Here is a 26,970-nt window from a genome sequence, read left to right on the forward strand (position 1 = left end):
TTGCTTTTTCGAAACTTTCTTCTCAAAGCGGAGGTGCATTCTAGCGAGATAACTGAGCGTGTCAAACACTTTTTTCAATTTTCTTTTTTAGAAGCTTTCACCTCGATGACAACCGCTGAAGCCTTGTGGCGTCTGCCGTGTCAGTGAGGCGGCATTATAGAGAGTTGCTTAAACTTGGCAAGTACAAAAAGGCATTTTTTTATAAAAAAACGTTCGTTTGACCAATAATCAAACGAACGCCTTTTTATGCAGATCTTATCTTCAAGATGAGCACACTTTACTCACAAATTCCTGTGGATAACTAGTCATCGCTATCAAAAAAGTACGAAATCCTCGAACGTGGATTGAGATATTCACGAATTTTATCCGGTAATTTATTTGGCAAGATCGCACTGACGATTTTAATGTCTTTATCAGCAAGGTCGATAATCGGTGCTTGAGTGCGCGGCACTGACGGATCGTAGATCAGTACATTCGGAAACAGCAGGCTTTTCGCGTTAACGGAAATGACCAGCCCAATCATGTCATTGGACAACTGCACAACGGTCCCCGGCGGAAACACCCCCATGAACTTCACCAGTATGTTCAGATTATCGTGATTATAAAGATGCTTGCAGTTCTTATATAAGTGGGACAGTGCTACATACGGAATCTTTTGCTCAGACGGAATGTTGGGATGACACAGATTATCAAAGGTATTGGCGACTGCGACCACTTGCGCCAACTCATCAATCTCCTCTTCTTTTAATCCTTGCGGATACCCCGACCCATCATTGAGTTCGTGATGTTGCTCGATCACCTTCATCGCACTGGCAGGAAAGTGTTCGGTACTCGCCGCGATTTCCATGCCGTATTTGGTGTGCAGTTTGAGATAATTCTTTTCCGGTTCATTGAGTGGTGTTTGTTTACGAACAATCGCACTGGGCACACGAATCTTACCGATGTCATGGAATAAAGAGGCAAACGCGAGTTCTTTGATTTTTTCAGCCGGGTAATCTTTGGCTTTACCGATCATCATGGCGATGACCGAAACGTTGAGTGAATGAAAGTAGATATCTTCAAACTCACTTTTGCTGTTCATCAAATGTAGGGTCACACTATCATCGCTCAATAATTTCTCGACGATGTCTTCAACCAATTGCGCCGCTTCATCGACAGCATCTTGTGGACGATTGCGGATTTTGTTCATCACGGCACGCATGCGAGCAAGCGATCGCTCGAACTCTTTCTCACAACTGATCACGCGGCGACGATACGCACTGAGCTTTTCTATACGCTTTTGTTTTTCCTGCCACAGCTTATCCGCTTCATCATGAATCGCTGCGTTTGATGCGTCACTTTCTGCCGCGTCCACACTCGGCTCGCTATTCGGCGGCAAAGGGGATGTGTCACTCTGCGCAGGATTAAGAAACACGTGCTGAATCCCCAGATGCTTGATCAGCATGATCTGTTCCTGCGTTTTGATTTTGAAGCTGTTGAGTAGAAAGGGATGCTCATTCCATTTAACTGGCAAACGAATATGTAAGCCTGGCTGCAACCTATCTACCGTGATCTTTATGCTCGCCACAATTTACCAACACCTTTACTTGGAAATTTTTATTATTTTAGAAGAAGTTGATAACAAGATCATCAATGCAACATCGTGCTTATATGCCACAATGTGATGCCTTTCACCCTCCATCAACCAAACTCACAATTGATGATCCAACGAATCCCAAACTGATCTTCCACTTTACCGCAGCGCGTCCCCCAGAATGTATCGGCTAACGGCATCATGATTTTTCCGCGCTCAGCCAATCGATCAAACAAAATCAATTGTTGGTCGAGATCATCCATCACCAATGACAACGCAATTTGATTGTCGACCAGCTGTTGCGCGGCAATGCCGTCAGACAACATCAATTTCATGTGTTGGGTAATCAGCTCAGCATGCATGACCCAATTGGGGTTCACCCCTTCAATGTGTTCGGGAGATTCATGAAAGTAACGTTTGGTCAGCACGTATCCATCGAAACACTGACAGTAAAAATCCAACGCCTGCTCGCAACGACCAGAAAAAAACAAATAAGGTGTTAGGATAAACATACCCACCTCCATCACTCTTTTCTTGAAGCATAGACGATCCCTCAACGCTGCTCCTCATTGCTCCGTGAGATCGCAAGCTGTCGTTGCTGTCATGCCTTGATGACGAATGAAGAGGACGATTCATTTACCGCGGCCAAACGACCGCGACAAAAATGCCTTAAACTGCGGTGCTTTCACGCTCACGGCGATAGGCGTAAGTTTCAGTAAAACGAGACACGATCCAATCACCGGCGGTGATTACTGGATAGCCCCCCTGCCCCGCTTTCTCTGCCAAGCAAGAGGCTAAGGTGACGATCGGCGTGTCGAAATCAGGTTCGACAAAAAACGGCATCGAAAAACGCGAACGTCCGTGAGTTGGGCTCGCGACTCGGTGCTTGGTTGAACGGTAGATATCATTGGTCCAGCGCTGCATCAAATCGCCAATATTGACCACAAAGCTGCCCGCGACCGGTGGGGCATCCATCCATTCATCTTGTGTGTTCAACACCTGCAAACCACCGCTCGCATCCTGATAGAGTAACGTGATACACCCATAGTCGGTATGCGCTCCAGCACCATTGGTTGCTTGGGTCTGGCTTGGGTAGTGCAACATGCGCAATACCGAGATCGGTAAATTAAAGTGCTGGGTAAAAAAATCTTCCGCTTCGTTCAGCGCAATGGCCATCGCTTTGAGAATCCGCAGCCCGACATCGAGAGTCAGCGAATAATGCTGATTCATCGCCTGCGTAAACCCTGCAATGTTCGGATATTGGTTTGGGCCATAGAGCGTTGGACAACGCGACACTTGAGAATGGTAAGGGGAGAGATCCAACGCCATATCAAACGACTCTTTACAATCGAGCTCTCCCTGCGGGTCGAGTTTCTCCGCACTTAACCGCCCCCAGCCTCGATGGTTCTGGCTGTTCTCAATCGATATGCGTTGCTTTTCCGTTTCAGGTAAACGGAACAACGTGTCCGCCATCGATTCAATGCCATCAAACTGAGCTTGAGGGATACCGTGCCCCACCACATAGAAAAAACCTAGCTCCCGACACGCTCGGTCGATTTGGTCAATCACGGGTTGCCAATCGTTGCGATTGGCAGAGTGGAGCGGCGAAATATCGATAATCGGCAATGACATACTGTTTCCTTGTTGTCTGGCTTCCGTCATCCACACGGACTGAAGCATCGAGAGTGATGTGAATGGGTTAAGCAAAAAGCTGACCAGTCAGCCAACTTCTCATCAGCAACCAGAACATAACGTTTTGAGAAATACGACGAGGCCAGCTACGCACCGAAAAGGTACAAACACCATTGGCATTGCACCAATTTGGCAGCGCCGGCATCGCGGTTTCCCCCTGACCTCATCATTCTAATTCGCAGCTATTCACATTTGGTTACATTTCAACCTAAACCAAACTTCATGAATAAATTCAATCATCAAGCCGTACATCACGGTAATTTTCGCTCAGGGAATCGCCCCCGTAGACAATTTATTCCAACTCAAAGCGTCAGCCGCTCGTATCAGTTGATTGTTGGTCGATGTAACGCTGACACACACAAACATCTCACTCTACAACGGATACCCATTATGAAAACTCATTTACTTAGTTCAGCCAAAACATTGTGTCTTGCCTTGTCACTGCTCGGCGTCTCCTCTTTTGCGCTTGCAGGGCATCACCTCGGGGTCAAAGGAACAGATCAGGATATGTCTGGAGGCACCGTGACCGCCAATATGGTCATGGCCGGAGAAAATGGCTGGATGGTCGTGCATCGTACCGACAGCAACATGAAACCGGGCCCCGTCGTCGGTTATGCCCCGCTGAAGAAAGGCAACAATCAAAACGTCACCGCTATTTTGACCGAACCTGTGAAATCGGGAGAGATGTTCATGCTGATGCTGCATGGTGAAACCGGTGGCATGAAAACCGGCGTATTTGAATATACACTCGGCGCCAAAGCTGACGGCCCAGTGAAGGAAAATGGTCAATTGGTCATGGCGGTAGTGACTGCTCAGTGATCTGACGTTGATAAAAATGGGCACACGATGCCCATTTTTTTATGCCCGCGATAGACAGCGCTCATTCTGGCTTGCGCTCAAGCCGCCACGCCGAAAAACATCGTTTTTCTATCATTCAACGAACATCGACACATCAGAGATTACCGCTGAAATTGACAGCGCCCAAAACGACGAAAGGCTGCTTTGATAAGCAGCCTTTCTAAATCATGGTACCGATGGGCGGACTTGAACCGCCACTCCCGAAGGAAACGGATTTTGAATTCCTCTTAAGCTCTTGTAATTACTTGCATTTAAGAGGACTCCTTTGGATATCAAGGACCATGAAATAGGATTTCATAGGATCTTTTTAGCACACGTCGAGCACAGATTAGCAATCCAAAAATTACTTTAGGTATGTCAAAAGTCACATGACGTCTACTCAAATATTATTGGTGCAGATCGCATTAACAATAATCGTTTAGATTAGACAGCTCACCTATATATCTATGATTGACTATTCGATAAGTTCATAACGGTATTTGAAACATTTTCAGCCCCTTTATAAATTTCATCCATTACCGTCGAGACTTCAGTAATTTTTGCATTACCTTGTTTTGAAATTGATGAAACCTCAGACATTCTATCCGTAACTTCATTGATAAGACCTTGATTTTCTTCCACCACTTTTACAATCTCATCTGTGGAATCAGAGGTACGTGATGCCAGTTTTCGAACCTCATCCGCAACCACTGCAAATCCTCTTCCGTGTTCACCGGCTCTGGCTGCTTCTATGGCTGCGTTAAGTGCCAATAGATTTGTTTGATCCGCTATACCCTGAATAGTCGCCACAATGTTGTGAATATTTTGTGATGTATCTTTTAATTGCAGTACTTTCTTGGCTGTATCTTCTGATTTATCAGAGATATCTAATGAAACGTGAACGGTCTCAGCCAAAAGTCTCGCTCCTTCCTGAGCTATTTGCGCTGTTTCTACTGCCGTAGAGTACGCCACTTCTGAAGCTTCAGCTATTGTGCGGTTTCGCTCAACACGCTCTGTAATATCACTGGCAAACTTAACGACTTTTACAACTTGACCTGTGTCATCACGGATTGGATTATATGTTGCCTCAATCCAGATACTCGCCCCATGAGAGCTACGACGCTGGAACAGTCCAGACTTAATTTGTCCAGCTTGTAATTCTTGCCAGAAGCAAGGATTTTCACTATAAAAATCGTCAAAACAACATATGCGATGATGTTGACCTTCAACTTGATTAGCACTATAGCCCAATGTATTTAAGAAATTTGCATTCGCGCTAAGAATCTTTCCTTGCGGATCAAATTCAATGATTGCCAGAGACTTGTCTAGTGCGCTAAAAAGTGCTTCATTCTTTTGATTTTTGTAGTAAAGCTTTGTGATATCGGCTGCGATTTTTGCTACACCAGTTACATGACCGTTGGAGTCCTTAATTGGAAAGTATGTAGCTTCAAGAATGACAGTCTCACCTTTTTTATTTCTTCTCTCAAAGGTACCTTCTTTAGTCACTCCATTAACAAGCTCTTTCCAAAAAGCCTGATATACCGATGAATTCGCATGACTTTCAGAACACAAAATTTTATGGTGTTTTCCTTTGACTTCTTCCAGTTTATAACCCAAAAAATTCAAAAATAACGGGCTTGCATCTTGAATGAATCCTTCTGGATTGAACTCGACCCACGCCACGTGTTTTTTAATGGCATTGTATACTTCATCAGAATGACTCGATTTTATAGGTGACTCTTTCTTTTTAGAAAAAACATATCTCGACTCTACACAATAGGTAAAAATTTTATTGATATTATTATCATTATATTATAAAGCAATCGCACGCTTTTACTATAATTAAGTCCATTAAACGGCTTAGCAGTCCCTATGACATGGGCAAACTTTACAGACAGAGTATGTATATAAAACTAACTACATACTAACGACGGCCTTCGAGTAATGATATCAAGTCATCAATTGGCATGGCTTTATAGAAGTACCATCCTTGAATAAATCCAGTTGAACATTGCTCTTTAATAATTTTATACTCTTTCTCTGTCTCTACACCTTCAAAAACAATTCGCTTACCCAAGCTAGTCACAAGATCCATTATTGCTTCAGACATGCTTTTCTTTAAGTCATAATTTAATGCTTTTACGAAAACACGATCAATTTTAATGCAATCAAAGTTAATTTCAGTTAACCATACCAAATTTGCAACACCAGTCCCGAAATCATCGAGCACGACAATAAATCCTAACGCACGTGCTCTGGTTGAAAAATCCGATAATTCTTTTAAACCAACATCAATTTCTTCAGTAATTTCTATCTTAATTTGACTCGGTTTAACATCCAGTTTTCTAGTAAGATTATGTAGAAATACGAGAAACATTTTATCTAATATTTCATAACTTCTTATATTGATACTTAGAGAAAAATCACGATCATTTTTTAAAATTGAAGCCATGTCCGTGATAGAACGCGTCGTAGTGAAAGACGTGAGCTGAGGATATAAAGATAATTTCTCAGCTATACTAATAAATAGTGGAGGTGCAACTTTTCCATATTTTTCATCTGACCACCTAACAAGACACTCTACTGATATTATTTTGCTGCTTTCAATATCTATTATGGGTTGATATTCCATATGTAGAATTTCTTTTTTTAATGCACGTCTAAATCGACTTTCAATTGACTGAGCATTGTCGATTAGTGATGATGCCAAATGTGTTATCAAGTAACAAAAAATAATAATAAAAACAATTATTAAAACAATTGTATTAGTGCTGTAATAGTTTAATCCCGCATTTCTATTTTCTGCTTTTACACAGTACTCGTAACGCTCACTACATAACTCAGCCTCAAGGTTCAAGCCATAAAGTATATTGTTGGTGCTATACGGTGTGTAGCGTTCAAAAATATAATCAATACTTGAAGAGTAAATCTCAAATGCAAATTTAGGCATAGTTTTTATCTGCCGAGAATAGGGAGTTGTTATATTCACTGCAAAAAAATTACCACTAGCCGTTATATTATAATCTTCCACTATATTGTAGAGACTATGTTCATTGGCATAAAATTGATAATTATTATTTTTACCAATATCTGTTGAAATCAATTTAGTGGGAAAAACCACACCCCAATTAGCAGTGCAATACACAGTTTTATCGACAATATATCCAATATCATAAATTTCAGAGCTTTCTTGGACTAGTTTACGCAGCTCATTTATATTTCTTTGGTCACATTCGAAGTTTTGTAGACGATTAGCTACAGATAATACTCTCACTAACTGTGTCGTCACTTTCTCAGAGTTCGTTAGTAATTCCGATAAAAACTTATTCTGTTCTATCTTTTGGAATTGATAAGAAATGAATGTCGCAATTATAATCGACGTTATGAAGCTGGAGAAGAACACGGTAGCAAGTAATAATTTATTTTTCACTCTAGCATTTTCCACTTTCTATAAAATATCATAACCACCAACCACATTATCCGAATAATTTCAATTACATTAAATTTTAGCCATTTAACATGCCCATTAAACGGCTAAAATCATCATATTAATAATCCTTTCAATTTATAAAGTTATACGATGAACTTACCTAAAATATCATTTTGATCATGAACTTTATTTTTCTGTGTCTGCATGGAAATATTTGCCTCTTGTGCTGAGTCAGACACCTGTGCTGATAGGTCCTTTATTTTGAGAGTATTATGGTTAATTTCTTCAGCAACTAGACTTTGCTCTTCAGCAGCAGACGCGATCTGCATATTCATGTCACTGATGTGTTGAATCGCACCTCGAATTTTCTGTAATGCATTATCTGCCAATTGAGCTTTGTTAACGGCTTCTTCTGCCGTCGCTTTACTCTCATACATTGCGACCGACACAGAATTAGAGCCAGCCTGTAACTGCTCAATCATAACACGAATTTCAGTTGTTGATTGTTGTGTACGCTGAGCAAGAGTTCGGACTTCATCTGCTACAACGGCAAAACCACGACCAGAGTCTCCAGCTCTTGCAGCTTCTATAGCTGCGTTTAAAGCGAGTAAATTTGTTTGGTCAGCAATATCATTGATAACCTTCAAGATCGATTCAATATTTGTAGTAGCTGACTCAAGTCCTTTAACCTCTTCTACAGCTTGTTCTATACGATCTGAGAGTACGCCTATAGAAGTTGTCGTATCGCCAACAATTGTCGAACCTTGTTTTGTAGCATTGTCTGCATCTTGAGCAGCAGAGGCAGCTCCTTGAGCACTGTTTGCAACCTCTGTTGCTGATGCAGCCATCTCATTCATAGCAGCAGCAAGTTGCTCTAGTTCTTGAAGTTGAGAGTTCATTGCTTGAGCAGAACTATGCATATTATCCATAGTTTGCTCTGCACCATGTTTAATTTCCTCTCCAATCGCTTTCGTAGCTTTAATCTGATTCTGTAATGTTGAGACGAAAGTATTGAACCCGATAGCAAGTTCAGCAAACTCTTTGTCTGTTTCTGTACTAAGGCGCTTAGTTAAATCACCATGACCTGAAGCGACGTCTTGAATTGCATTATTTAAAGCATTAAGAGGTGTCATTAAATACTTAATCAAAAAAGTAAGTATGATGATACTAAGAACCACTCCAATGATCGTGTAAACTATTGCACTGTTGCGCAATTTTGATATTGCAGAAAAAGCTTTAGAGCGATCTATTAGAGAGCCTACATACCAGTTTTCTCTCGGCATGTACGTAAAACCAACCACGAATTCTTTACCATCTATTGTAAGAGCTTGCGCCCCTTCTTTGATATGTACATTAGGTAGATAAGCTGTGACATCTTGACCATTATATTTAGCGTTCTGATGAGCAATCGTCATACCACTTGAAGAAATGATAAACATGTGACCTGCATTAAATAAGTTGACTTTGTTAACCATTTCAGCAAGTCGACCTAAACTCATGTCATAAGTCATCGCACCAATAAACTGCCCACTTTGAATAATAGGTGTCGCAATCGATATCACCATCTCTCCGGATGAAGAATCCATGTAAGGTTCAGTAATTGTCAGCTTTCTCTCTTTTTTAGCGTCAACAAACCAAGGTCGAGAACGCGTGTCATAATTTGTATCAGGGTTCCAACCATCATCGTTTTCTATCATCTTACCATCGTCAGCATAGCCAAGCCCCGCAAAGATGAAGCTGCTTTTTAGTCGATTTGTTTCCAGTACATCTCTTACAAAATCACGATTGTTAGCATCTAGTTGTATCACTTCCGTTGTGGATTGAGCTAAGGCCTTTTTACTTTCTAATTCGGTTGCGACGGTGTCGGCAACCCCTTCAGCGAACCCCTTTAGGCTACTACCAATCAGTTCAGTGACTTCTGCTCTTACGGTATTTACTTGTTGGATTGATAAGATAGATGCTGTCATTAACAATAGTAAAGACGACGCTCCAACAATCTTTTGACTAAACCTCATATGCATTCCATTCCATTTCTACTGCAAAATCACAGTGTTATTGAACTTAGACTTCAAAAATGAGTCATTAGCCACAATTATATACCTATCTTCATTAATTGCTAAATCAGGCATGTCTAAAGCACACCATGATAGACACCATTCATGGTAATGTCAGAGATGTGAAACCGATAATTTTTAAATGCCGTTACTACAAATCAAACCTCAATCGCTAGATTGTAAATTACTAATTTAATTAAAAAATAAACTAAATACGTAGTTTGTTTAAACTTTAGGGTTATGATACTTAGATGCCAAATCATTCTTAAGGAACACCATGTCATTTTCAAAAACTAACTTTCTCATCACCCATTTAGACCTACAAAGTGGCAGATTTTGGATAGTTATAGTACTACTATGTAGACAACTACTCCTTAAGAGGTAAGGTTTAGTTATAACTAAAAGGTATAATAAGACATCAATGACTTATATGAAGTACATGGTTCGTTTGGGATATTGATGCACAAAAATTAAAAATAGGTACAGTGGTAGACTTGGATGTTAGAAAAAAACATATTTAGCAAACAATTAGTATTTATCATTTTATCAAGTTTATTAATATTTCTTGCTTTTTTCTTATGGCGTGTAAGTTTGGATTATACGCAACAGAAAGAAAGAATTCTTCAGAGCTCTTCTTATGAATTCCAAGCAAAAGTTAAATCAAGCTTAGCGACTTATAAACTATTTTCACAATATATATATCGAGACATCATATCCAATAATGACGTGCTAAAAATTATGGAAGACGCGTACAATGTAAAAGATAAGGAAACATACAGAGACAAATTACTTTCAATAGTGAAAAATAAATATTCTCTATTAAAGAAAAGTAATTTTAGACAGCTACATTTTCACTTTCCAAACGGTGATAGTTTCTTACGAGTTCATCAACCAGATAAATATGGAGATAACTTATTATCCATCCGAGAATCTATAAGATTAGCAAATGAAAGAAAAGAGTTTGTTGAAGGGTTTGAAGAAGGAAGAATATTCAATGGTTATAGATTCGTTTATCCAATATTTAAGGCCGGTAAATTTTTAGGAACAATGGAAGTATCACTTTCAATGTCTAGCATTATCGATGTTCTTTCAAGCCTATATACCGACTTTGATTTTTATTTTCTGATAAAAAAAGAGGTGGTCGATAGTAGTGTTTTTGAAAGTATGAAAGAAAACTACTCACTAAGCACTTTATCAGACAATTACTATTATGATAAACAGGTTCATAATAAGTTCAATGAAAACAGAAACTTTCCGGAATTATTAGACGATTTAAAAACATTATCAAAAGAACTTCAGCCTAGAATTAATACAGAAAGTAATTTTTCATTTAGCTTATCAACAGATACGTCTTATTATATTCTAAACTTCTTATCGATAATTAACATCAAGGGTGAACATGTTGCTTATTTAATTGCAACCCACAAAGACCATCTAATTCAGGACATGCAATCAGATTATGAAAAATTTGCGGCTTTCACAATTGTAATATTCATACTGTATAGTTGGTTTTTTTATAGAAATCATCAATACAGCATTAAATTAAAGACTTTATCTAGCTTGGATTACTTAACCAAATCTTTCAACAGACACAGGTTTATGGAGTTTTTATCTTATGAATATGAGCGTTTTTTACGAAATGGAGAAAAATACTCCATTGTGATGATTGATGTGGATTATTTCAAATCCATCAATGACCAATTTGGACATACTGTTGGCGACAAATACTTATTAGAACTTACCAATTTGATTAAATCTAGACTGAGAAAAAGTGATATTTTTGCACGATGGGGAGGAGAAGAATTCATCATTCTGCTACCAGAGACATCTGTAAATCAAGCACTGATACTGACGGAGTCTTTGAGAGTTCATATCAAGAAACACCAATTCACAGGAAAGAAACCGATAACAATTAGTTTAGGCATATCAGAAGTACTAAAATCAGATGAAGGAATGGAGATAGTCATTGATAGAGCAGACCGCGCTCTATACCAAGCAAAAAAAACAGGCAGAGACAAAGTAGTTTTATGGAATGATGTAATTCACTAATTTTAGTGAATTAAGGTCTAGTGATAAAAACACAAAATTTATTATTAATTCAATCATCAACAGCGAAGATTCAGTCAACCACTCCGACAACAAAACCACCAGCATAAAATGCAGACAACAAAAAGGGAGCAGTCACTCAACGCAACTACTCCCTTCAGAAAGCCAATTCGGACTACTTCAGCTCGTAGAACAGCTCGGTCAAAGCCGCGTCACCAACTTGCTCAACTAACTGTACAACAAAACCATCAAACTCATCAGCAAACCCAATTTTCGCTAAGCCATATTCAGCAGTAACTTGATCCAACGACAGATTCAAAACCTCACCATGATTCTTAGCTCGGCGAGCCTTATCATTCAACGAGGTAACGGCCTTACCCAAATCACCACCAGCAACCAGCGCAGGGTTAGCAAGCAACAAATGGCGCGCAGAAGGGTAAAGTTTGTTACCGTAGAACATTGGCTTGGACTGACCTTTTAACTTCTCACGCTCGGTGTGTGCAGCAGACAGCGCTTCTTCTAAGCCAATGCCAGCCTTTATGCGGTTCATCAGCGTACTTTGCGCCACACCTAGTTCTCTAGCCGCTTGGCGCATACTTGAGTACTCGGTGCCATCTATAACAACTTTCTTGCGGTAGTCGCATTTAGGTCGTGTTTCAAGCTCAAGAGCTTGCTCTAGCGTCCACCCGAACTTGGTTATGCGTTCGTTGACCAGTTTAGGATTCAAACCATAGTGACGCGCAGCAGCGGTGCGGGAAGGGAACTCAACCCCATCAATTTCATAGATATTTTTCATATTGTTATCTCTTTTCAATTTGTTAAATCTAAAACCACACAGAGGCCGCCTGGACAAGCCAGACGACCTCTGCATGGTTACTACTCAAAATAGGTCTTAAAACGGGGCATCATCGTCTACAGGATCTTTTTGAGCTATACCCTCGCCAAAGCTGACCTTAGATTTAATCTGCTCATACAACGCCAGCATGTCGCGTACGAGTTCTGCGTTCGGTCTCGGCTGCCCGTTAGGCTTCACCCAGTTCTGTTGCTTCCACTTCGGTGCCCATAACATCAGAGTGTTCACCACAGTGACATCCAATCCCAAAATTTTTACGGTTTCAGCACCACCACTAAGTGCCTTATCAGCTTGTTTTAGCGCTGCATACCCCAAAGACATCCGTTTGAATGATACTTTCGCACCTTTCTCGTACTCGACCATGCTAACACTTGCTGATAACTGCTCGACTCGCGATGCTTTACCACTAGTTCCAAGAACGCACTTAAAAGTAACGTGTTTTTTGTTGTGCTCTAGTTCATCCTGAAGTCGATTCCATGCTTGTTCAGTGGCTTTCTTAGAAGCAGCAATAGAACGTTCTTCCATCGTGGGTTGAGACTTTATTCGCTCTTCCTCAGCAAGCTTTTCTGCACGTTCTAGCTGGACTTCAGCAAGCTGTTCAGCAACAAACTTATCTTCATCAGCCAGCATAGCCTGAATGATTACCTCGGCTTCTTTTGCCGATACATTCCGCTGTTTAAACTCCGGTGCAATTGCTTCCCACTTTTGAAAGGCAATCAGGTCGCGCATACCTTCCTCAATAGTGCCGCATTTGTAAAAGATGGCGCGAATACCTTTATAACCCTGGTAGTAAGGTCTAGCCTCGTTATCACTTGGGAATACTGAGGTCTTGTGACCGCGCAAGATTACAATCGGTTTCATTTTCGGCTTTTTCATTTCATATACCTTATAAATTAATCACCACGATGTTGTGGTATAGGTATCGGCTGGAAGAATCTGGAAGATTTGGATGATTCGTGTGTAATGTTTGATGCTATTCCCCCACATTCTTAAGACACACACGTAAAGAGCCCTTGCAGGACAAGGGCTCTTTACGCATTAAGGGGTACGAAAATTTATCTTGTTACTTTAACGAGTGCTTCAATTCTTCAGCATCATCGACATCAAAGAGTGGGGTTGGATCAAACTGAGGAAATCTCTCTACTAACTGCTTAGCCAGTTGCAAAGTAGAATGCATCAACGGCACGACGCCTTCTACTAACTCTGTTCGCCCTGCACCACGAACGAGACTCGGCTTAATGTCATAACCGAGGCCAACCAAAAACTCAGACAAAGCTTTCGCGGTAATATCCTTCTTGCTAATACCCGATACTTCATGACCGTAGAATCGAACAAACAAACGTGCCATCAACTCATCGGCTTTCTCATCCTTCTTAAATCTGACTTTACAATCCTCATTTGCCATCGCTTTATCTTTAGCCTTGTACATATTTAATCGCTCTTGCCAGTCATGCCAGTCTTCCAAGGTCTTCAAACAGTGACCACTCTTACGCCAAGCATCAAAGCGTATTCGGGTGTAACGCATCTCAAAGGCATTCTTAAACGGTTTGGTGTCAAAGCTAACGTGAGGTTGACCTTCAATATCAACCATAATTGGTTTAATCAATTCACGTTTCATATCAAATTCAAGATTAAGGCGCGACTCTTTACGCTCCATCTTCATGTCTTGCCCTTCGGTACACATCACACGTAAAGACGTCAGGTGAGACGTATCAACCGTATGTTCGGGGGTTCGATCCTTATACAAATTCACCATGTATCGATTGTGGTCAGCTTCACCTTCTGGTGGACGAACCCCACCTTTAGCTAAAACAGGCTCCCAGCCCTCTTCTGGAATCACAGTAAACTGCGCTCGCGTCTTGGCACATATCAACTGCTTAGCTTTGTGTTTAATTTCCAGTATTTCACCACCGTTGGGCTCCATACGATGAAACAACTCTCGAAAACGCTGGCATACTGGACCAGTCAAGTCGATCTCATCTACTGTCGCGTTGGTTGCTAGTCCATCAGTCGTTAGAGAAACTACCGTTTTATCATCAGGTACACCCGCAAGGATCTCACTTAATAATGCTCTTCCCATCCCACAGGTGAAGCTTGCGTAAAATGGATTCGTCAATTTCGACGGTTGTTGAGGCTGACTGTAACCGTCTGCAACTGAAAATGTTTTCTTCTGCTTGACGTTTTGGCTAAATTTTCCATACGTAGAGTTAAGCATCTCCTTAATTAGCTTTTCCTGATATGAGTTTTTGGGGTAGCTTTTTCGCTTTTGTCTCCCCCATAGCATGTACTTTTCGAAGATTCGCTCATCACTCGCCCATGGGAGAATAAAGCCCTGCTTTATCGTAATCTTAGCGCCTTGGTTGTACGCAACCTCAAGCTCATGTCCAGTGCAATGCGTCTCACCGCTCAGTGGGAATATAAGAGAGTCTTTATTTCTTACTACTAACGAAGGAAAACGGGTTTGAGGGGGAAATTCGAATTCAACCCAAGCCAATGCCATCTTGTCACCGAAGAAATCTTCGACTCGATTACTCATATACATTTTATCGTAAGCAATCGGTCGCAGCGCATTGCTAATCGCCGTATAGCATGAGGGAACGTCTAGGTCATTCCAAGTGTCGATATGCGTCGCAGAAGCCCAGAACGCCTCGTTTCTTCCACCGCTATAGCACTCAGACGCAAACCACTCCATGGTGCTACGAGCGGGTGTCGGCTCATCAACCGTGACTGTTTTCACTTTCGCTTGATCTTTAGACCAGACCTCGAAGGTCTTCTTCTCAAAACCAAAAAGTTCTCGATAGTTTTTCGGATCATCGAGTGAGTTAATAAACGCTTTTACTGCCATACCACCTATCGTATACGGCACTGATTTAAGCCCAAGCTCCTTACACAGATTGGCCGTTTTTTCGAAGTGAAGTGCAGATAATTCAGCATCTCTCAACCCGTAAGCTTCAAAGCCCTGCTTATCACCAGCAAGGTACTCTCCCATGCGTTCTATGCTGTACGGCTCAGGTATTTTTAGTTTAGGTAGACCGACCTGCGCACCGACATCAGCCAATGATTTTCCCGCAGGTGCCAAAAGCATCGTATCGAAAAAGTTGAGAAACAACGTCTTCTTATTCCGATTCTTGTCGTAAACATCAACAGGCTCTTCGTCAATGCGGCGACTAAGGACTTTGCTTAAATCCAAGGCGTAAGCATCACCCAAACTCGCAACAGTCTTTCTTATACCTTTAATGTGCGTCTTGATCTGGTCGAACGCTTTGTTGAAGTGAAAGAGATCAGCTTTCATAAAGTGAGCTGTCATGATCACATCTGTAGGCCAGCGTTCAAGCGTTCCATCGTCAATAGCCTTTTCGATTACTCGCGCCAAGCAGTAATCCATCGCTAGCCGTCCCGATTTTTTGTTGGAATCCGGATATAAAACCAACTTTGACATTCGACCTTTATGGCGCACTACAAACTGGTAGCTAATTACATGGTTATACTTCTTGCATTTGGATAGCTCAAACTCGGTATCAAAACCAATGATCGGTCGATCATAAAACTTTGTACCAATACGGCGCTGGCCTTTCTTCTTGGGTTCTGTCCATGCTTTTAAAGCCTCAGAGTCAATTGGTGACGCGGTTTCAACGACAACATCAGCTAGACTTCGCGTCTCACCTTCTGCGTACTCATTTAATAGCTCATCCGAGCTTCCCCATGCACTTGCAAAATCAGCCTCAACGTCAGAGAACATCAACTCTTCGTTGATTTCAAGCTCAACCGATTGAGCCCATACATTCATATTTTCTTCCACTTTTTCACTCCTTAGATGCAAAAATGGCTCCCGAAAGAGCCATTAAGTCAACAACGTTAAATCGTTAGCCTTTGTAGGCATCCCAGTCGATTTTTGCGATTTTCTTTTTAGGGCCGACGTTAACTAGGACATCAAGAAGTGACTCAGATAATCCATCGATATCTTTATACGTGCTCTTAGGAAAGACATACAACGCACGCTCATCATGGCTCAATACGACCAAGTTACCCGTTTTTGGCGAGGTGAATACGGTAGATACACTGCGAAGATCGATGAAACCACCATCATCAAGTACCAAACCGTATTCTTCATCTGGCTTAACGACTTTCTTGAAATCAGAGAAAAGAGCAGCAATCCCCTCACCTTTGCGGTAAAGAACCTTCTTACCTTTTTTATCTAGCAATAGAATGAACTTGTCGTTGCAGGTCAGGGTAGCCGCAGTAGCAACATTAACAACTTGTGAACCGTCACGAACGAATTTAGCTTGAGTAGTCATTTGGATATCTCCGTTTAATATTAAAAAATTTCAGTACCAGACACTGCGTCCGGTACATCTGAATAAGCTGGAAAGATTTGGAAGAAATCGCGCTTTACGCAGCATCGAGTAAGTTTTTCTCCCACTTCTCGATTTCAGCGCGCAAAAAACGAACACTACGACCAATACGCAGCACTTTAGGTAAGCTGTCTGGCTTACGAGTGACATTGGTTCTCACCGTGGCAGGGTTAAGGCTGTATGCCTCTGCAAACTCTTCTACTGTTAATGCATTTTTCATCGGGTACTCCTTAGCTGAATTGGAAATTAGGTAGCATGGCGTCAACGGTCTGCTGAGAGGCTTGCGCTAAATGGGTATTTTGATAGTAGGCGTACCGCTCGGTGACATTCACATTGGAATGACCAAGGCTTTGCTGCGCGAGACGAATATCGTTCGTTGCAATCAGCATTTGAGTTGCGTAGGTACGACGTAGATCGTGGATAGTGAAAGGTGCTTCTAGCGAACCTTCCGCTTTCATGGCTTGCTGAATGCGCTCCATACAAGCGCGTGGGTAGGCAATGTGCTCGCCTTGATTCTTCAACGAGGGGAACACCCAATCATTGAACGACACTTTGAGACATTTACGGATCAGACGTTTTGCTGGCTCGGAGAAGTAGACGCGCTGCGATTTACCAGATTTAGTCATCGGCAGGAGAGCAGAAGAAAGATCATCCGCAAGCATAGATCGAGTCAGGCTAATCACATTACCAATGCGCATACCAGTTAACAGACTAAGGATTAGTGCGTAACTGTGAATGAAGTTAGGCTCAGCACACGCATGGCGACAAAAGCTTTCCATTTCTTTCGAGGACAACACTCGGTCTTTCTGGTTGTTCTCCACCAGCTTTTTAACGCCCTTTACTGGACTTTTATCGATAATCTCGTGCTCAACCGCCATCGAGAAAAGTTTCGACAAGAAGGCGTGGTAACGGTTGATAGACGCATTGCTTAAGTCAGTAAGTGAATTGAGAAACTGTTCAACATCACGGCGAGTCACATCCGTAACACGTTCTTTACCAAACGCAGCCATTACGCGCTTAGAACGGGATAAAAAGGTCTTAGAATCACGGTGATGATTACGACTATATGGAAGCACAACGTCATCAAAGAGCTGCTGAACCGTCATGCGCGAGCCCTTCTGGTATACCCCAGATTGAACATCAGCGATAAATTGGTAAGCCAACTGATTGAATTCAGCAAACTTCATTTCAGGGCAAGTCCCAAACGACTCGTAGTAACGCTTTCCCTTCCAGCCAAGGCGAACTATCCAGCGCATACTCTTCTCAGTCACAAGGACGCGTAGTCGTGAGTTTTTATTCCAAGGATACTCAACACCTTGCTCGCCCTTAGCAGGACGAGGCAAGGCATTGAGTACCTTCTTGTTCATTTCTATAGATGTACTGCTCATATTTTCCATCCAAAATCAGCTTTTTATTGCTGCTTTCTGTCGCAGCAAGGGTTAATACTTCAGTGCAAGAAACTTTGGTTGGATACGTTGTTCAGACATAACAAGGCGCAATGATCCCTAACCAAAATTACTTGCGGGCTATCGGATATGTGAAAACGGAAAATGAAAGGTTGCCCTATGGGGACTGGTGCTCGACTGAGACTGATTCAATGTAGATGGGTATAAATAGTGCGCACTTAGGCAAAACGACTTGCTAGACCAAGGTTCAGAAATGTGGCCCTTTATTAAGGCTTATTCACATACTTAAAAGCTTTCTCAACAACCTGCAAGACTCGCTTGTAGCCCCAGTTTGTTACCAACTTACCCTTAGCATCACGGGTTGTTCTCAAACGATACGCGATACTGTTTTTAAGATATTCGCGATCGCCCAGCTCATAGTCAGCAGAATCAATCACACATGCTGTAACACCAGTGAAGTAATCTGCATTGCCCGAATAATGCTTCGACTCAGATGTCAAAACAATATCTTTTATATCAGCTGTAAGTTTCGCAGCTGTAGCATTTACATCGATCTTAATGCTCATATTTTTTTACCTAAAAATGTTATTAAAAAACCGTTTTCATAAAGAAAACTCATCACTACGCGTTGTAGTTCATGGAAATGATAGACGCTGGAAAAACTTTATCAACCACTTATTTTTCATAAAGTTAACACCAAAACCACAGACATAAGATAACGATAAAATCAATCTATTTCCGGAAAAGCGTAGTAACATTTCGATCACAAAGTTTTACGCCTTAAAGAAGCCACGAAATTCCAAGATTCGTTTTTTGTGTAACCTTCATTCTGATTTTTCAACCAAACCATGTATAACTAAATGGAATTATAAATAAAAACATAATGCCAATTAAATCTATAAGAAAAGTGCTTACTCCACTTTGAGCTTGGATATTTCGCATAGTTTTTGCGCTAACTATATTGGGAACAAAATATCTACGGTGGGTAGCATGTGATTAGTTGTTACTGTCTATCCCCATCGAACTAATCACACACCAACCGTTACCCCCTATGCGATAAAGGGAAACTCTCTCCCGCCAATTACGATCAAGAAAAAAGTAGAGACGATAGTGTCTCTACTTTCCAGCTAGATAATGTCTAACTCATCCAGTACACCACCAACAAGAGCACCAGCGACAAAACCGAGTGCGCCGCCGATTACAACGCCTTGAGGCCCATATCGAGTGCCGAGTGTTGCCCCGTATTGAGCAAACTTGATGCCCGTGGATGCGCTAGGTTTCACCCATCGCTGTTGGGGTTTGGAGTAAAAATGTGTTTTCGCCATGGTATGTCCTTTCCTGTAAATATGGGAAAGGGCGATACCACTGATGATATCGCCCTTGTTGATGTTGCATTGCTCTGTTCTAACCGAGAGTCCCCACTTTCAAATCAGAAGCTAGAGCAATACAACAAACCTGTTTTTCGAAATGATTACTTATTGGTCTTAGGCTGGCATTTCGCTGCATCCATGACTTTGCCATTCATGGTCCCACAGGCATCGGCATACCACTCAATACGAGGGCCAGACTGAGAGTAAACTTGTTTACCTGCTTTCCCATTCCAGGATTGTTCTATCTTCGAAATGTCAGTTGGATTACCGCCGAACGTACCACCAGCGAATGATGAGGCGGTTGCGAATAGACACGATAGACCTAGCAGGATGATTGATTTTTTCATTGTGTTGTTTCCTTGAATACATCATGACGCCATCAGTGAAGGCACCGAGAGCGCGAATGGTTAATAGTTTAAAAAGGGTGATCGACAGGTTGTGTCGAGACGAGTGAATCAATTTCACTCAGGTTATATATGCCTTGTCAGACATACGCTGTGGCGACCAATAAAAGCGATAGCAATATCAGTAACCTTATGAAAATCAGCTAGAAATAATCACATTCTTTCTTGGCGTGACACACCCTGACGAGTGGTCTATCTACAATGCGTAGCATGAAAGAGCATGACACCCTAGCGAAAAGACTTGGTATTATCCTGACCCGTTTGAATACGGGAGAACGGTTGTATCTGGAAGAATTGAGTCGAGAGTTCGGTGTGAGTGAACGAACTCTACAACGGGATTTCAATGAGCGCTTAAATTACCTCCCTATTCAACGCGAAGGGGCCTGTTACTTTCTTGACCCAAAGGTTCTGGGTAGGCAGACCAACCACGAAATATCTACGTTACTCGCCAACATGGGACTCGATACATTGTTTTCGGGTAAGCACTATCTGAGTAACGGTGTGCTCAACAACAAATCGACACCGCCGTTTCTATTCAAGAACCCGCACATCGAGGACATCAGTAATTACTCCAATGTGTTTGAGAAACTGGTTGAATCGGTTCAGAGGCGAAATGTGATTGGCTTTACCTGCGAAGGTAAAACTTACGATGAGTTTCACCCCTACCGCTTGGTGAATGAATATGGATTGTGGTACGTAGCTGGGACTCAGAGAAACCGCCTAGAGTCACTCAGAATCGTGAAAATTCGGGATTTAATCCGCTACGAAGATAAATACTCTCCCGACCCTAGCGTTGAACAGAAGCTCACTGGTCGAGAATATGAAAGGGAGTTACTCAATCCCGTTGAGGTTCTTATGCAGATGAGCAGTAAAGTGACCGACGCATTCTTAAATGAAAGTAATACTCACGACTTCCAAGTATTGAAAGAACTGGATTCGGGTAGCCTGCTTATCAGCCACCAGACCAAGAACATTCCTCGGTTACTACGTCAGCTCAAAGCGTGGCTTCCTCATGCCGAAGTGCTCTCACCTGACTGGATTCGTTACTTGTTGAAGCAAGAGTTACAAACTTACCTGGACTCAACCAAGTAGAAAGCTAGCGCACTGATTGACGGTGAACAATGCCCTCTTGATGGTAGAACGCTGTGCTGTCCAGTTACCGCGACATAATGTTGTTTCACTGGGCCACTGCAGCCCTCCCTCACCAAGAACTTACCACTATGCTCTGATTTTCAAGTCACCTATGTTGGGTATGGGAAGTGACTGATTTAGCAGAACCACAAACCGATACCGCGCAAGGTAAAACTCAAAATGATGCTGTTTTTTGTCGTTAATTAGGAAACACTAAAATAGTTCCGAAGGAAGCTGAATTTTAATAGAGGGTAAAACCATGATGTCTGATGCACGAACTCTGCTCCAACTCGCTAGCTCAAGCCCGTATCTTTTCCTTGTTGATATAGCCAACCTGTTAAGCTTTGCTGCCATTGGCTATCTGATTTGCTTGATTACCGGATAACTGAGCCATGAATTGAACTTGTCACTATAGATTCCAGTGACAAGTTCCTTTTTAACTCAACGGGTTTGAAGTTAATGATTGGGAATCGTGGATTACCGCTTACCGCGCATAGCAACGTTGAAAATGCCCAAGTTTTCGCACCGAACTACGAACAAATGAATTAAGGGTGCACTCTTGGTGCTGATATTAAGGGAAGCCTTTACCCCTAAGTAGCAGAGATAGCATCAGACAAATCATTCTCTCGGTATTTCCCATAGGCTTCCCTACCTTTACTACCCCCATTGCTTCGACATAGCAATGGGGGTTTTTAATAACAAAACACCAGAACAAACCAACCAAACTCGTTAAAATTAACGCTCCCTTCCTTGGTGTTTCCACCGTCCATCGCAATCCAGCAACGCCATCCCCTCTGAATCCCGAAGGCAACGGATTGGGTAAACGTTGCTAAAACTTGCCCCAATGAAAAAGGCTTCCCATCACGCCATGATTAACATGGAGCAATAGGAAGCCTCAGTGTCACTAGGAAGTGAGTAACCAATTTTATGGTTCATATACGGTGCTTTCAACTTGGTTCCGGACGAATGGACTAATCCACGGTGACTTTTATCTCATCGAACACGCCCATTTCCACGTAGCTAAGGAAGTTGGACTCCCACATCGAATAGAACTCCATTACCTCACTACTTGTTATCGGTAAATCCGGAACATAGGAAAAACTTGCTGTTCCAGATGAGAAGTTAAAATCCACCTCTTTAACCAGTTCGGGATAAGGACCGCCGCAATACGCAAAGTCAGTGATGTAATCAAATATCCACTGGTCGTAGAGGCGGACAAGCCTGATTTCAACTGGATGCCAACCGCCGTTTTCCGAACTGTAGGATGAATCTCGGAAGTTAAATACGACCGATTGGATCATAGGTGTCCATTTGCCTGATTCGCTGATCACTCGGTTTAAAGCATCTTGAAGATCGACACTGACAGGCAGCAGTAATCGCTCAACGTCAAAAGTTAAGTTCATAATAAAATCTCTTTTAGTTTGTTAGGGATGCACTCTTGTTAAGTGCTCGGTATGAAAGCCAGAATTGGCTTAATGGGTAAGGATTGATGTGGATTTGGAGTTATTTGGCTTCGGTTTCACCGCCCACTAATGACAGGAGTTCATCACGACGTTGCTCGTAGTCAGGTGCTAGAACGTGGAGAAACACCGATTTCTCTGACTGGATGATAAGACCAAGCCCCCTGCAACAAGCAGCCATAAAACCCGCGTTGTTCGCTGACTGCCCGGAAAAGACACACTTCAGCACAGAACTCTTGAACGGCTTATCACCCTGCACATCCAGAACAGCGGTAATATCTTTAAGTGGAATCCATTCCTTGCTGTGCAGACCACCACCCTGATTTCCAGACATACGAATATAGAGCTCGTTTTCTTCATCATGAATGGCTATTTCATAGAACACGTGGTTCTCTGTTTTCGGTGATAGTTTTTTCGCTTTCCCCTCGCGTACGATATGAGTGAAATGGTCTACTGGTTGATCGTCAGTGACCGTGACTTGTTCATTGCCTTCTAAGATTTCAGGTTGAACCGTTTCTTGTTGTTGGTTTGATTTACGTGCCATACGACACCTCCTTTAAGTTGGAATTGTTCAGGTTTAATTTGGTTTTAAGATTCAGTTTGGTCAGCTAACTTGGCGACAGGGAACGTTGGACTGTTCATTGGAGCGCAGCAGTACACACCTGAGCCTTCCATGGTCACTATGGCGACCGCCAGCAACCAAGGACAGGCATCATCGTTTAACAACAACACCCATTCAGGGTAATTAGTGACAAAGCGAAGGAAGTGCAGATCTTCCTCAGATTCTTCATTAAGTTTTTTGTTGGTATCCCCTTCCTCAATCAAGTACAAGGTCGTACCGACCTCATCCCAAAACGCTTTAGTGCTTTCTTCATCACCGAATGGTTCTATCAGGTGCTCTAGCAGTTTTGCTTTCACACCATCAGGCATTGGCAGTGATTGAATATCTTCAAACTTGTTTACTGTTTTCATCGTGAATTTCCTTCTAATAATGAAAAAGCCCCTGTTTAGCTCGTCGCTAAACAGGGGCTTTTCTAATGTCATTTCTAAATTAACTGGTTAAACCTAACTTCTTCATTCCCAACGTATCTCTGGCTTCGCAGTCACCATATCCGATAAACGAGAGCCAATCTCCCTCCGACGCCCTACAGTCAGCTTCGAATAGCGTCTTGTTGATGACAGGTCAGCATGATTCAACTGCTTGGCTATGTCGTGTAACGAGACTCCTTGGCTAGCTAACAAACTCCCAACCGTATGGCGCGCTGAATGCAGGGTTAGGTTCGCTTTATCACCGGGTATGTCGGGCAGTCCCATCTTGGCTTTGATAGCCTTGAAAGCATGCCTAGGTTGCCCTACTGGTTTACCCTTTTTGCGTCCAGGAAAGAGATACGGATTATTCGCCACATGAGGCACTGACCTCAAAATATCAAGCATGTAATCACTCAAGTAAATAACGTGGCTACTACCGTTTTTCGTATGCGGGATAGTGAGCGATTTCTCTTCCCAATTCACATCGGATTTCAAGCGTAAACGCAGTTCCTTATCCCTCGCGCCAGTCAAAAACAGCAAAGCTAGGTATGCGCCAATACTTTTGTCTTCATGGTTCAGAGCGTGACCTATAAACTCCTTTAGCTGTGACTCGGACAAGTACCCAGTTCGCACGTTATCTTCTTTCAACAAGCTCACCTTGTCAGCAATGAGCGGAGCATCCATCAACTTGTATGCTTGACGATTGATCGTTTTCAATAGAGCCAAAACGCGATTAATCGAAGCAGGAGCATAAGGCTTGCCTTTAATCGTAACGGCGTTCTGCATCTCCATTTGGACTTTGATGATATCGGCGGCGGTTAGGTCATGAATCGATATATGATGTATCGACTTAGCTAAACGAAATCGCGCTACATCATCCTTCCAACTGCGTTTCTGTTTAGCCAGTGGCAGGTAAACTTCATCAAAGAACCGTTCCAGAGTCATCATCTTCTCGGAAGTCTGATTGTCACGTTCAAGCTTGGGATCAATGCCTTCTATAATTTGCTGACGATACTCTTTGGCTGTTTTGCGCAATGTGGTGAGGTCGGTTTCAGGGTGCTTACCAAGACCAATGCTTGCCTTCTTACCTGTTACCGGACTGGTATAACGCAGAAGGAAGCGTTTCCCTCCAGACTTACCTACTAAGCAGCGAACACCTGTAGGTAAACCACTGTCTTTCATAGCAGATAAATTGACTTCGTAATCGGCGAACTTGGCGGTTTTGGGATTGGGTTTAAGGTTGTTGAGGAAAGTGGTGGTGAGTCGTTGTGATTTACTCATTCAAACCTCCATTAACTAGATATTCAATTAGTTAATATGTGTTTGAATGGTTGTTTGTTACGGCAACGCGATACGGTTGGAGAAATGACGACAATTACGCGAAAATTCTGTGCAACCAAATAAAAATATAAACATATCAATCAACCAGAAAGGTTTATTTATGTAAAATTTACGCAGAATGGCATTTAAGCTCAATAACTCTCCTCTCATGTAAAAAATCTCCCAAAAGTAACGAATGACAAGGTGTCTTTCAGCCAAAAACACCTTAAAAACATCCAAAATTTCTTTATTAATTTCTTTAAAAAGAATAATTACCTTTTAATTTCAATTAATTACAAAATCACACTTCCGTAAATTTTCCTTTTATTTCATTCTTATATGCATTTATAGTCATTTAAAACTTAACCCAAAAAGAGGTGTCTATGTCAGAATCAATAACCCACAATCAAAAGCTTGATAAGGACTGCGCTAAAAGCATTGTCGAGCAACTAGTATCTTTGAATATCCCTAGGTCAGAAATAGCCCGCAGATGTGGAGTCAACCAGTCCAGAATTAATGGATGGGAAAATGGAGAAAAAGCGGGTAGTGAAAATCTTCAAAAACTAAGAGCATTATTAAACCTCCGCTTACCAAACCATAAAGCGGAAACATTCCAAGTTTCCAAATGCGTGCGTTTAGCTTTAGCTAAAGAAGATCTAGACCTATTTCTAGTGAAGCAAATGAAAGCCTTTATAGAAGAGCTTCCTTCACTTCCCTTCGAGTTGCGTGAGAAATTCGACAGTGCAGAGTCATTAGAATCATTAAATGAGGTTATCGCGACTCAGTATCACTTGTATGTTTGCAAGAAGGTTGATTCCGACCTCTATTTCACTAAAAGACAAGAACATGTAGTTAACCAAATGGCGCCATACGTAAAACCATTTGGCGTATTACCATCAAGTTACCAAAATACCATGCACTCAGTACTCGAACAGCTTAAAAAAGCGATTCAAGAGGCAGAAGAACAGATAGCAAAGAAACAACATCGAGAACAAGAAAATCAAAAATTCTTCAGAAGCACCGTTGAACATTCTATTTCAAACACTCTACAAAGAAGTTTTGCACTTCATGTCAACGCTGAAATAAACCTTGAAAATGTACAGAAAGAGCTTCTTACTCATATACATAAAGCACTAGAGGACTTTCAATATTCAGGTTCCTATTTCTCCCATCCGCTCTCTGAGCTTATTCGTACTATGGAGAGGGTTGCCCAGTTTCTCGATGACAGTCAATTTGGACCTAAGTACGGCACAATGCGACTAGATGGTCAGAATATGTATTACTCTGACTCGATTAAAAAACCAGAAGGTTTTATCGAATTTGAAGATATCGAGTTCGCAATTGATTCTGCTAAAAAGCTTCAGGGTAACTTTGAAAAGTTCATCGAAGAACAGCAAGAACGCTACTCCGCTCTTTTCAAACTCAAAGAGAAAGAACTGGAACTCAGTTCCAAGCTGGATAGCGGCAAAGTTTTCCGCCAAAAGACTTGTGAGGCTCTAGCATCTGGTAAAGAACTTGGTGTACAAGACGCTCGTCTGAGCAACCTAGCGGTATTTGCAGACAGCATTTTGAAATGTGACAAACTACCAATAGCTTTAAATGGGGAAAAACATGAATTAGAGCTATTAAACGGACTCAAAGAAATGCTCAATGATCTAACGCCAGAGCCAATCATCCATCTCGTTCAAATAGGTGGTCAATTAGTCTTCTCTAAAGAAAGAGAAACCAAAGGAAAGACTTTGATATATTCGTTAAATAATAATGATCTGGTTCTTCTGCAAGAAGCTAGCATCTGCAACCAACAAATCTTGACAATACAACCCAAGCTAGCAGCAGAAGAATTACTCACTCATATTGATGCCGATATCAAAGGGTCAGCGAAGCAATCACTACTAGAACACGGCTACATGTTCAGCGACGTCGAGGTTCTAGGGTAGAGGTGAAAACTCTAAGCACACAACTTCATGCGTGCTTAAAGCTCTGAGAGCACACTCATAGAGTTGGATATCCGCG

The 26,970-nt window shown here is 41.9% G+C and carries 23 protein-coding genes and 1 pseudogene; 4 read left to right on the plus strand and 20 right to left on the minus strand.

What is annotated here, in order from left to right; all coding sequences use genetic code 11:
* Window positions 1–301: 301 nt before the first annotated feature.
* The 3 genes from ACF8PK_RS20275 to ACF8PK_RS20285 all read right to left on the minus strand — a co-directional run bounded on the left by ACF8PK_RS20275 (window position 302) and on the right by ACF8PK_RS20285 (window position 3,205).
* Complete coding sequence (locus tag ACF8PK_RS20275; protein WP_038152628.1) at window positions 302–1,567, minus strand: HD-GYP domain-containing protein; 1,266 nt, start codon at window positions 1,565–1,567, stop codon at window positions 302–304.
* A 113-nt stretch (window positions 1,568–1,680) separates the two neighbouring features.
* Window positions 1,681–2,085: a VOC family protein gene (locus ACF8PK_RS20280; RefSeq protein ID WP_055465798.1), complete on the minus strand. Its 405-nt coding sequence runs from the start codon at window positions 2,083–2,085 to the stop codon at window positions 1,681–1,683.
* Window positions 2,086–2,242: 157 nt separating this feature from the next.
* Window positions 2,243–3,205: an isopenicillin N synthase family oxygenase gene (locus tag ACF8PK_RS20285; RefSeq protein WP_004728694.1), complete on the minus strand. Its 963-nt coding sequence runs from the start codon at window positions 3,203–3,205 to the stop codon at window positions 2,243–2,245.
* A gap of 450 nt (window positions 3,206–3,655) precedes the next feature.
* Between ACF8PK_RS20285 and ACF8PK_RS20290 the strand changes: the two genes are divergently transcribed.
* Complete coding sequence (locus ACF8PK_RS20290; protein ID WP_004728691.1) at window positions 3,656–4,084, plus strand: hypothetical protein; 429 nt, start codon at window positions 3,656–3,658, stop codon at window positions 4,082–4,084.
* Between the two features lie 483 nt (window positions 4,085–4,567).
* Here the strand turns inward: ACF8PK_RS20290 and ACF8PK_RS20295 are convergent, their stop codons facing one another.
* The 4 genes and pseudogenes from ACF8PK_RS20295 to ACF8PK_RS20310 all read right to left on the minus strand — a co-directional run bounded on the left by ACF8PK_RS20295 (window position 4,568) and on the right by ACF8PK_RS20310 (window position 9,547).
* The gene (locus ACF8PK_RS20295; protein ID WP_392443520.1) at window positions 4,568–5,074 is read right to left on the minus strand and encodes a methyl-accepting chemotaxis protein; all 507 of its coding nucleotides are present in this window, start codon (window positions 5,072–5,074) and stop codon (window positions 4,568–4,570) included.
* Between the two features lie 33 nt (window positions 5,075–5,107).
* Window positions 5,108–5,899: pseudogene (locus tag ACF8PK_RS20300) on the minus strand (PAS domain-containing protein); the annotation flags it as partial.
* A gap of 127 nt (window positions 5,900–6,026) precedes the next feature.
* Entirely contained in the window at window positions 6,027–7,532 is a 1,506-nt protein-coding gene (locus tag ACF8PK_RS20305) for an EAL domain-containing protein (RefSeq protein ID WP_392443319.1), read from the minus strand.
* Between the two features lie 143 nt (window positions 7,533–7,675).
* Window positions 7,676–9,547, minus strand: coding sequence for a methyl-accepting chemotaxis protein (locus ACF8PK_RS20310; RefSeq protein ID WP_222745359.1), 1,872 nt, complete (start codon window positions 9,545–9,547; stop codon window positions 7,676–7,678).
* A gap of 537 nt (window positions 9,548–10,084) precedes the next feature.
* Here ACF8PK_RS20310 and ACF8PK_RS20315 point away from each other — a divergent pair.
* Window positions 10,085–11,635, plus strand: coding sequence for a diguanylate cyclase (locus ACF8PK_RS20315; RefSeq protein ID WP_222745361.1), 1,551 nt, complete (start codon window positions 10,085–10,087; stop codon window positions 11,633–11,635).
* A gap of 172 nt (window positions 11,636–11,807) precedes the next feature.
* Here the strand turns inward: ACF8PK_RS20315 and ACF8PK_RS20320 are convergent, their stop codons facing one another.
* The 9 genes from ACF8PK_RS20320 to ACF8PK_RS20360 all read right to left on the minus strand — a co-directional run bounded on the left by ACF8PK_RS20320 (window position 11,808) and on the right by ACF8PK_RS20360 (window position 19,960).
* Window positions 11,808–12,428 (minus strand): LysR family transcriptional regulator, encoded by a 621-nt coding sequence (locus ACF8PK_RS20320; protein WP_222745363.1) that lies wholly within the window; start codon window positions 12,426–12,428, stop codon window positions 11,808–11,810.
* Window positions 12,429–12,524: 96 nt separating this feature from the next.
* Window positions 12,525–13,361 (minus strand): hypothetical protein, encoded by an 837-nt coding sequence (locus ACF8PK_RS20325; protein ID WP_392443324.1) that lies wholly within the window; start codon window positions 13,359–13,361, stop codon window positions 12,525–12,527.
* A 187-nt stretch (window positions 13,362–13,548) separates the two neighbouring features.
* Entirely contained in the window at window positions 13,549–16,284 is a 2,736-nt protein-coding gene (locus ACF8PK_RS20330; protein ID WP_392443327.1) for a DNA polymerase, read from the minus strand.
* 64 nt (window positions 16,285–16,348) lie between these two features.
* On the minus strand, window positions 16,349–16,780 hold the full coding sequence (locus tag ACF8PK_RS20335; RefSeq protein WP_392443329.1) for a hypothetical protein: 432 nt from the start codon (window positions 16,778–16,780) through the stop codon (window positions 16,349–16,351).
* Window positions 16,781–16,874: 94 nt separating this feature from the next.
* Window positions 16,875–17,057 (minus strand): AlpA family transcriptional regulator, encoded by a 183-nt coding sequence (locus ACF8PK_RS20340; protein WP_044362224.1) that lies wholly within the window; start codon window positions 17,055–17,057, stop codon window positions 16,875–16,877.
* 10 nt (window positions 17,058–17,067) lie between these two features.
* On the minus strand, window positions 17,068–18,225 hold the full coding sequence (locus ACF8PK_RS20345) for a tyrosine-type recombinase/integrase (protein ID WP_392443331.1): 1,158 nt from the start codon (window positions 18,223–18,225) through the stop codon (window positions 17,068–17,070).
* A gap of 284 nt (window positions 18,226–18,509) precedes the next feature.
* Window positions 18,510–18,809, minus strand: a complete 300-nt coding sequence (locus ACF8PK_RS20350; RefSeq protein ID WP_392443334.1) for a hypothetical protein — start codon at window positions 18,807–18,809, stop codon at window positions 18,510–18,512.
* Window positions 18,810–19,370: 561 nt separating this feature from the next.
* Window positions 19,371–19,568 (minus strand): hypothetical protein, encoded by a 198-nt coding sequence (locus ACF8PK_RS20355; RefSeq protein WP_044362227.1) that lies wholly within the window; start codon window positions 19,566–19,568, stop codon window positions 19,371–19,373.
* 146 nt (window positions 19,569–19,714) lie between these two features.
* Window positions 19,715–19,960 (minus strand): hypothetical protein, encoded by a 246-nt coding sequence (locus tag ACF8PK_RS20360; RefSeq protein WP_392443336.1) that lies wholly within the window; start codon window positions 19,958–19,960, stop codon window positions 19,715–19,717.
* 267 nt (window positions 19,961–20,227) lie between these two features.
* Between ACF8PK_RS20360 and ACF8PK_RS20365 the strand changes: the two genes are divergently transcribed.
* On the plus strand, window positions 20,228–21,109 hold the full coding sequence (locus tag ACF8PK_RS20365) for a helix-turn-helix transcriptional regulator (protein ID WP_392443338.1): 882 nt from the start codon (window positions 20,228–20,230) through the stop codon (window positions 21,107–21,109).
* Between the two features lie 1,010 nt (window positions 21,110–22,119).
* Here ACF8PK_RS20365 and ACF8PK_RS20370 read toward each other — a convergent pair.
* From ACF8PK_RS20370 to ACF8PK_RS20385, 4 genes are all read right to left on the minus strand, one after another.
* The gene (locus tag ACF8PK_RS20370; RefSeq protein WP_392443340.1) at window positions 22,120–22,551 is read right to left on the minus strand and encodes a DUF2787 domain-containing protein; all 432 of its coding nucleotides are present in this window, start codon (window positions 22,549–22,551) and stop codon (window positions 22,120–22,122) included.
* A 100-nt stretch (window positions 22,552–22,651) separates the two neighbouring features.
* Window positions 22,652–23,152: a hypothetical protein gene (locus ACF8PK_RS20375; RefSeq protein ID WP_332192734.1), complete on the minus strand. Its 501-nt coding sequence runs from the start codon at window positions 23,150–23,152 to the stop codon at window positions 22,652–22,654.
* A gap of 44 nt (window positions 23,153–23,196) precedes the next feature.
* Window positions 23,197–23,580 carry a hypothetical protein gene (locus ACF8PK_RS20380; protein ID WP_332192732.1) on the minus strand — a complete coding sequence of 128 codons (384 nt, stop codon included), beginning with the start codon at window positions 23,578–23,580 and terminating at the stop codon, window positions 23,197–23,199.
* Window positions 23,581–23,682: 102 nt separating this feature from the next.
* Window positions 23,683–24,918 carry a tyrosine-type recombinase/integrase gene (locus ACF8PK_RS20385; RefSeq protein WP_392443343.1) on the minus strand — a complete coding sequence of 412 codons (1,236 nt, stop codon included), beginning with the start codon at window positions 24,916–24,918 and terminating at the stop codon, window positions 23,683–23,685.
* 422 nt (window positions 24,919–25,340) lie between these two features.
* Here ACF8PK_RS20385 and ACF8PK_RS20390 point away from each other — a divergent pair, with 422 nt between their 5' ends.
* On the plus strand, window positions 25,341–26,894 hold the full coding sequence (locus ACF8PK_RS20390) for a helix-turn-helix domain-containing protein (RefSeq protein ID WP_392443345.1): 1,554 nt from the start codon (window positions 25,341–25,343) through the stop codon (window positions 26,892–26,894).
* Window positions 26,895–26,970: the final 76 nt, after the last annotated feature.

Origin of the sequence: Vibrio sp. CJQ_6 (assembly GCF_043106745.1) — a bacterium.
GTDB classification, from domain to species: Bacteria; Pseudomonadota; Gammaproteobacteria; order Enterobacterales; family Vibrionaceae; genus Vibrio; species Vibrio furnissii.

Bases quoted from the DNA above. Each gene is read 5' to 3' on its own strand.
- ACF8PK_RS20280 (WP_055465798.1), bottom strand. From the start codon at position 2,085: ATGTTTATCCTAACACCTTATTTGTTTTTTTCTGGTCGTTGCGAGCAG.
- ACF8PK_RS20285 (WP_004728694.1), bottom strand. From the start codon at position 3,205: ATGTCATTGCCGATTATCGATATTTCGCCGCTCCACTCTGCCAATCGC.
- ACF8PK_RS20290 (WP_004728691.1), top strand. From the start codon at position 3,656: ATGAAAACTCATTTACTTAGTTCAGCCAAAACATTGTGTCTTGCCTTG.
- ACF8PK_RS20310 (WP_222745359.1), bottom strand. From the start codon at position 9,547: ATGAGGTTTAGTCAAAAGATTGTTGGAGCGTCGTCTTTACTATTGTTA.
- ACF8PK_RS20315 (WP_222745361.1), top strand. From the start codon at position 10,085: ATGTTAGAAAAAAACATATTTAGCAAACAATTAGTATTTATCATTTTA.
- ACF8PK_RS20320 (WP_222745363.1), bottom strand. From the start codon at position 12,428: ATGAAAAATATCTATGAAATTGATGGGGTTGAGTTCCCTTCCCGCACC.
- ACF8PK_RS20325 (WP_392443324.1), bottom strand. From the start codon at position 13,361: ATGAAAAAGCCGAAAATGAAACCGATTGTAATCTTGCGCGGTCACAAG.
- ACF8PK_RS20335 (WP_392443329.1), bottom strand. From the start codon at position 16,780: ATGACTACTCAAGCTAAATTCGTTCGTGACGGTTCACAAGTTGTTAAT.
- ACF8PK_RS20340 (WP_044362224.1), bottom strand. From the start codon at position 17,057: ATGAAAAATGCATTAACAGTAGAAGAGTTTGCAGAGGCATACAGCCTT.
- ACF8PK_RS20345 (WP_392443331.1), bottom strand. From the start codon at position 18,225: ATGAGCAGTACATCTATAGAAATGAACAAGAAGGTACTCAATGCCTTG.
- ACF8PK_RS20350 (WP_392443334.1), bottom strand. From the start codon at position 18,809: ATGAGCATTAAGATCGATGTAAATGCTACAGCTGCGAAACTTACAGCT.
- ACF8PK_RS20355 (WP_044362227.1), bottom strand. From the start codon at position 19,568: ATGGCGAAAACACATTTTTACTCCAAACCCCAACAGCGATGGGTGAAA.
- ACF8PK_RS20360 (WP_392443336.1), bottom strand. From the start codon at position 19,960: ATGAAAAAATCAATCATCCTGCTAGGTCTATCGTGTCTATTCGCAACC.
- ACF8PK_RS20365 (WP_392443338.1), top strand. From the start codon at position 20,228: ATGAAAGAGCATGACACCCTAGCGAAAAGACTTGGTATTATCCTGACC.
- ACF8PK_RS20370 (WP_392443340.1), bottom strand. From the start codon at position 22,551: ATGAACTTAACTTTTGACGTTGAGCGATTACTGCTGCCTGTCAGTGTC.
- ACF8PK_RS20375 (WP_332192734.1), bottom strand. From the start codon at position 23,152: ATGGCACGTAAATCAAACCAACAACAAGAAACGGTTCAACCTGAAATC.
- ACF8PK_RS20380 (WP_332192732.1), bottom strand. From the start codon at position 23,580: ATGAAAACAGTAAACAAGTTTGAAGATATTCAATCACTGCCAATGCCT.
- ACF8PK_RS20385 (WP_392443343.1), bottom strand. From the start codon at position 24,918: ATGAGTAAATCACAACGACTCACCACCACTTTCCTCAACAACCTTAAA.
- ACF8PK_RS20390 (WP_392443345.1), top strand. From the start codon at position 25,341: ATGTCAGAATCAATAACCCACAATCAAAAGCTTGATAAGGACTGCGCT.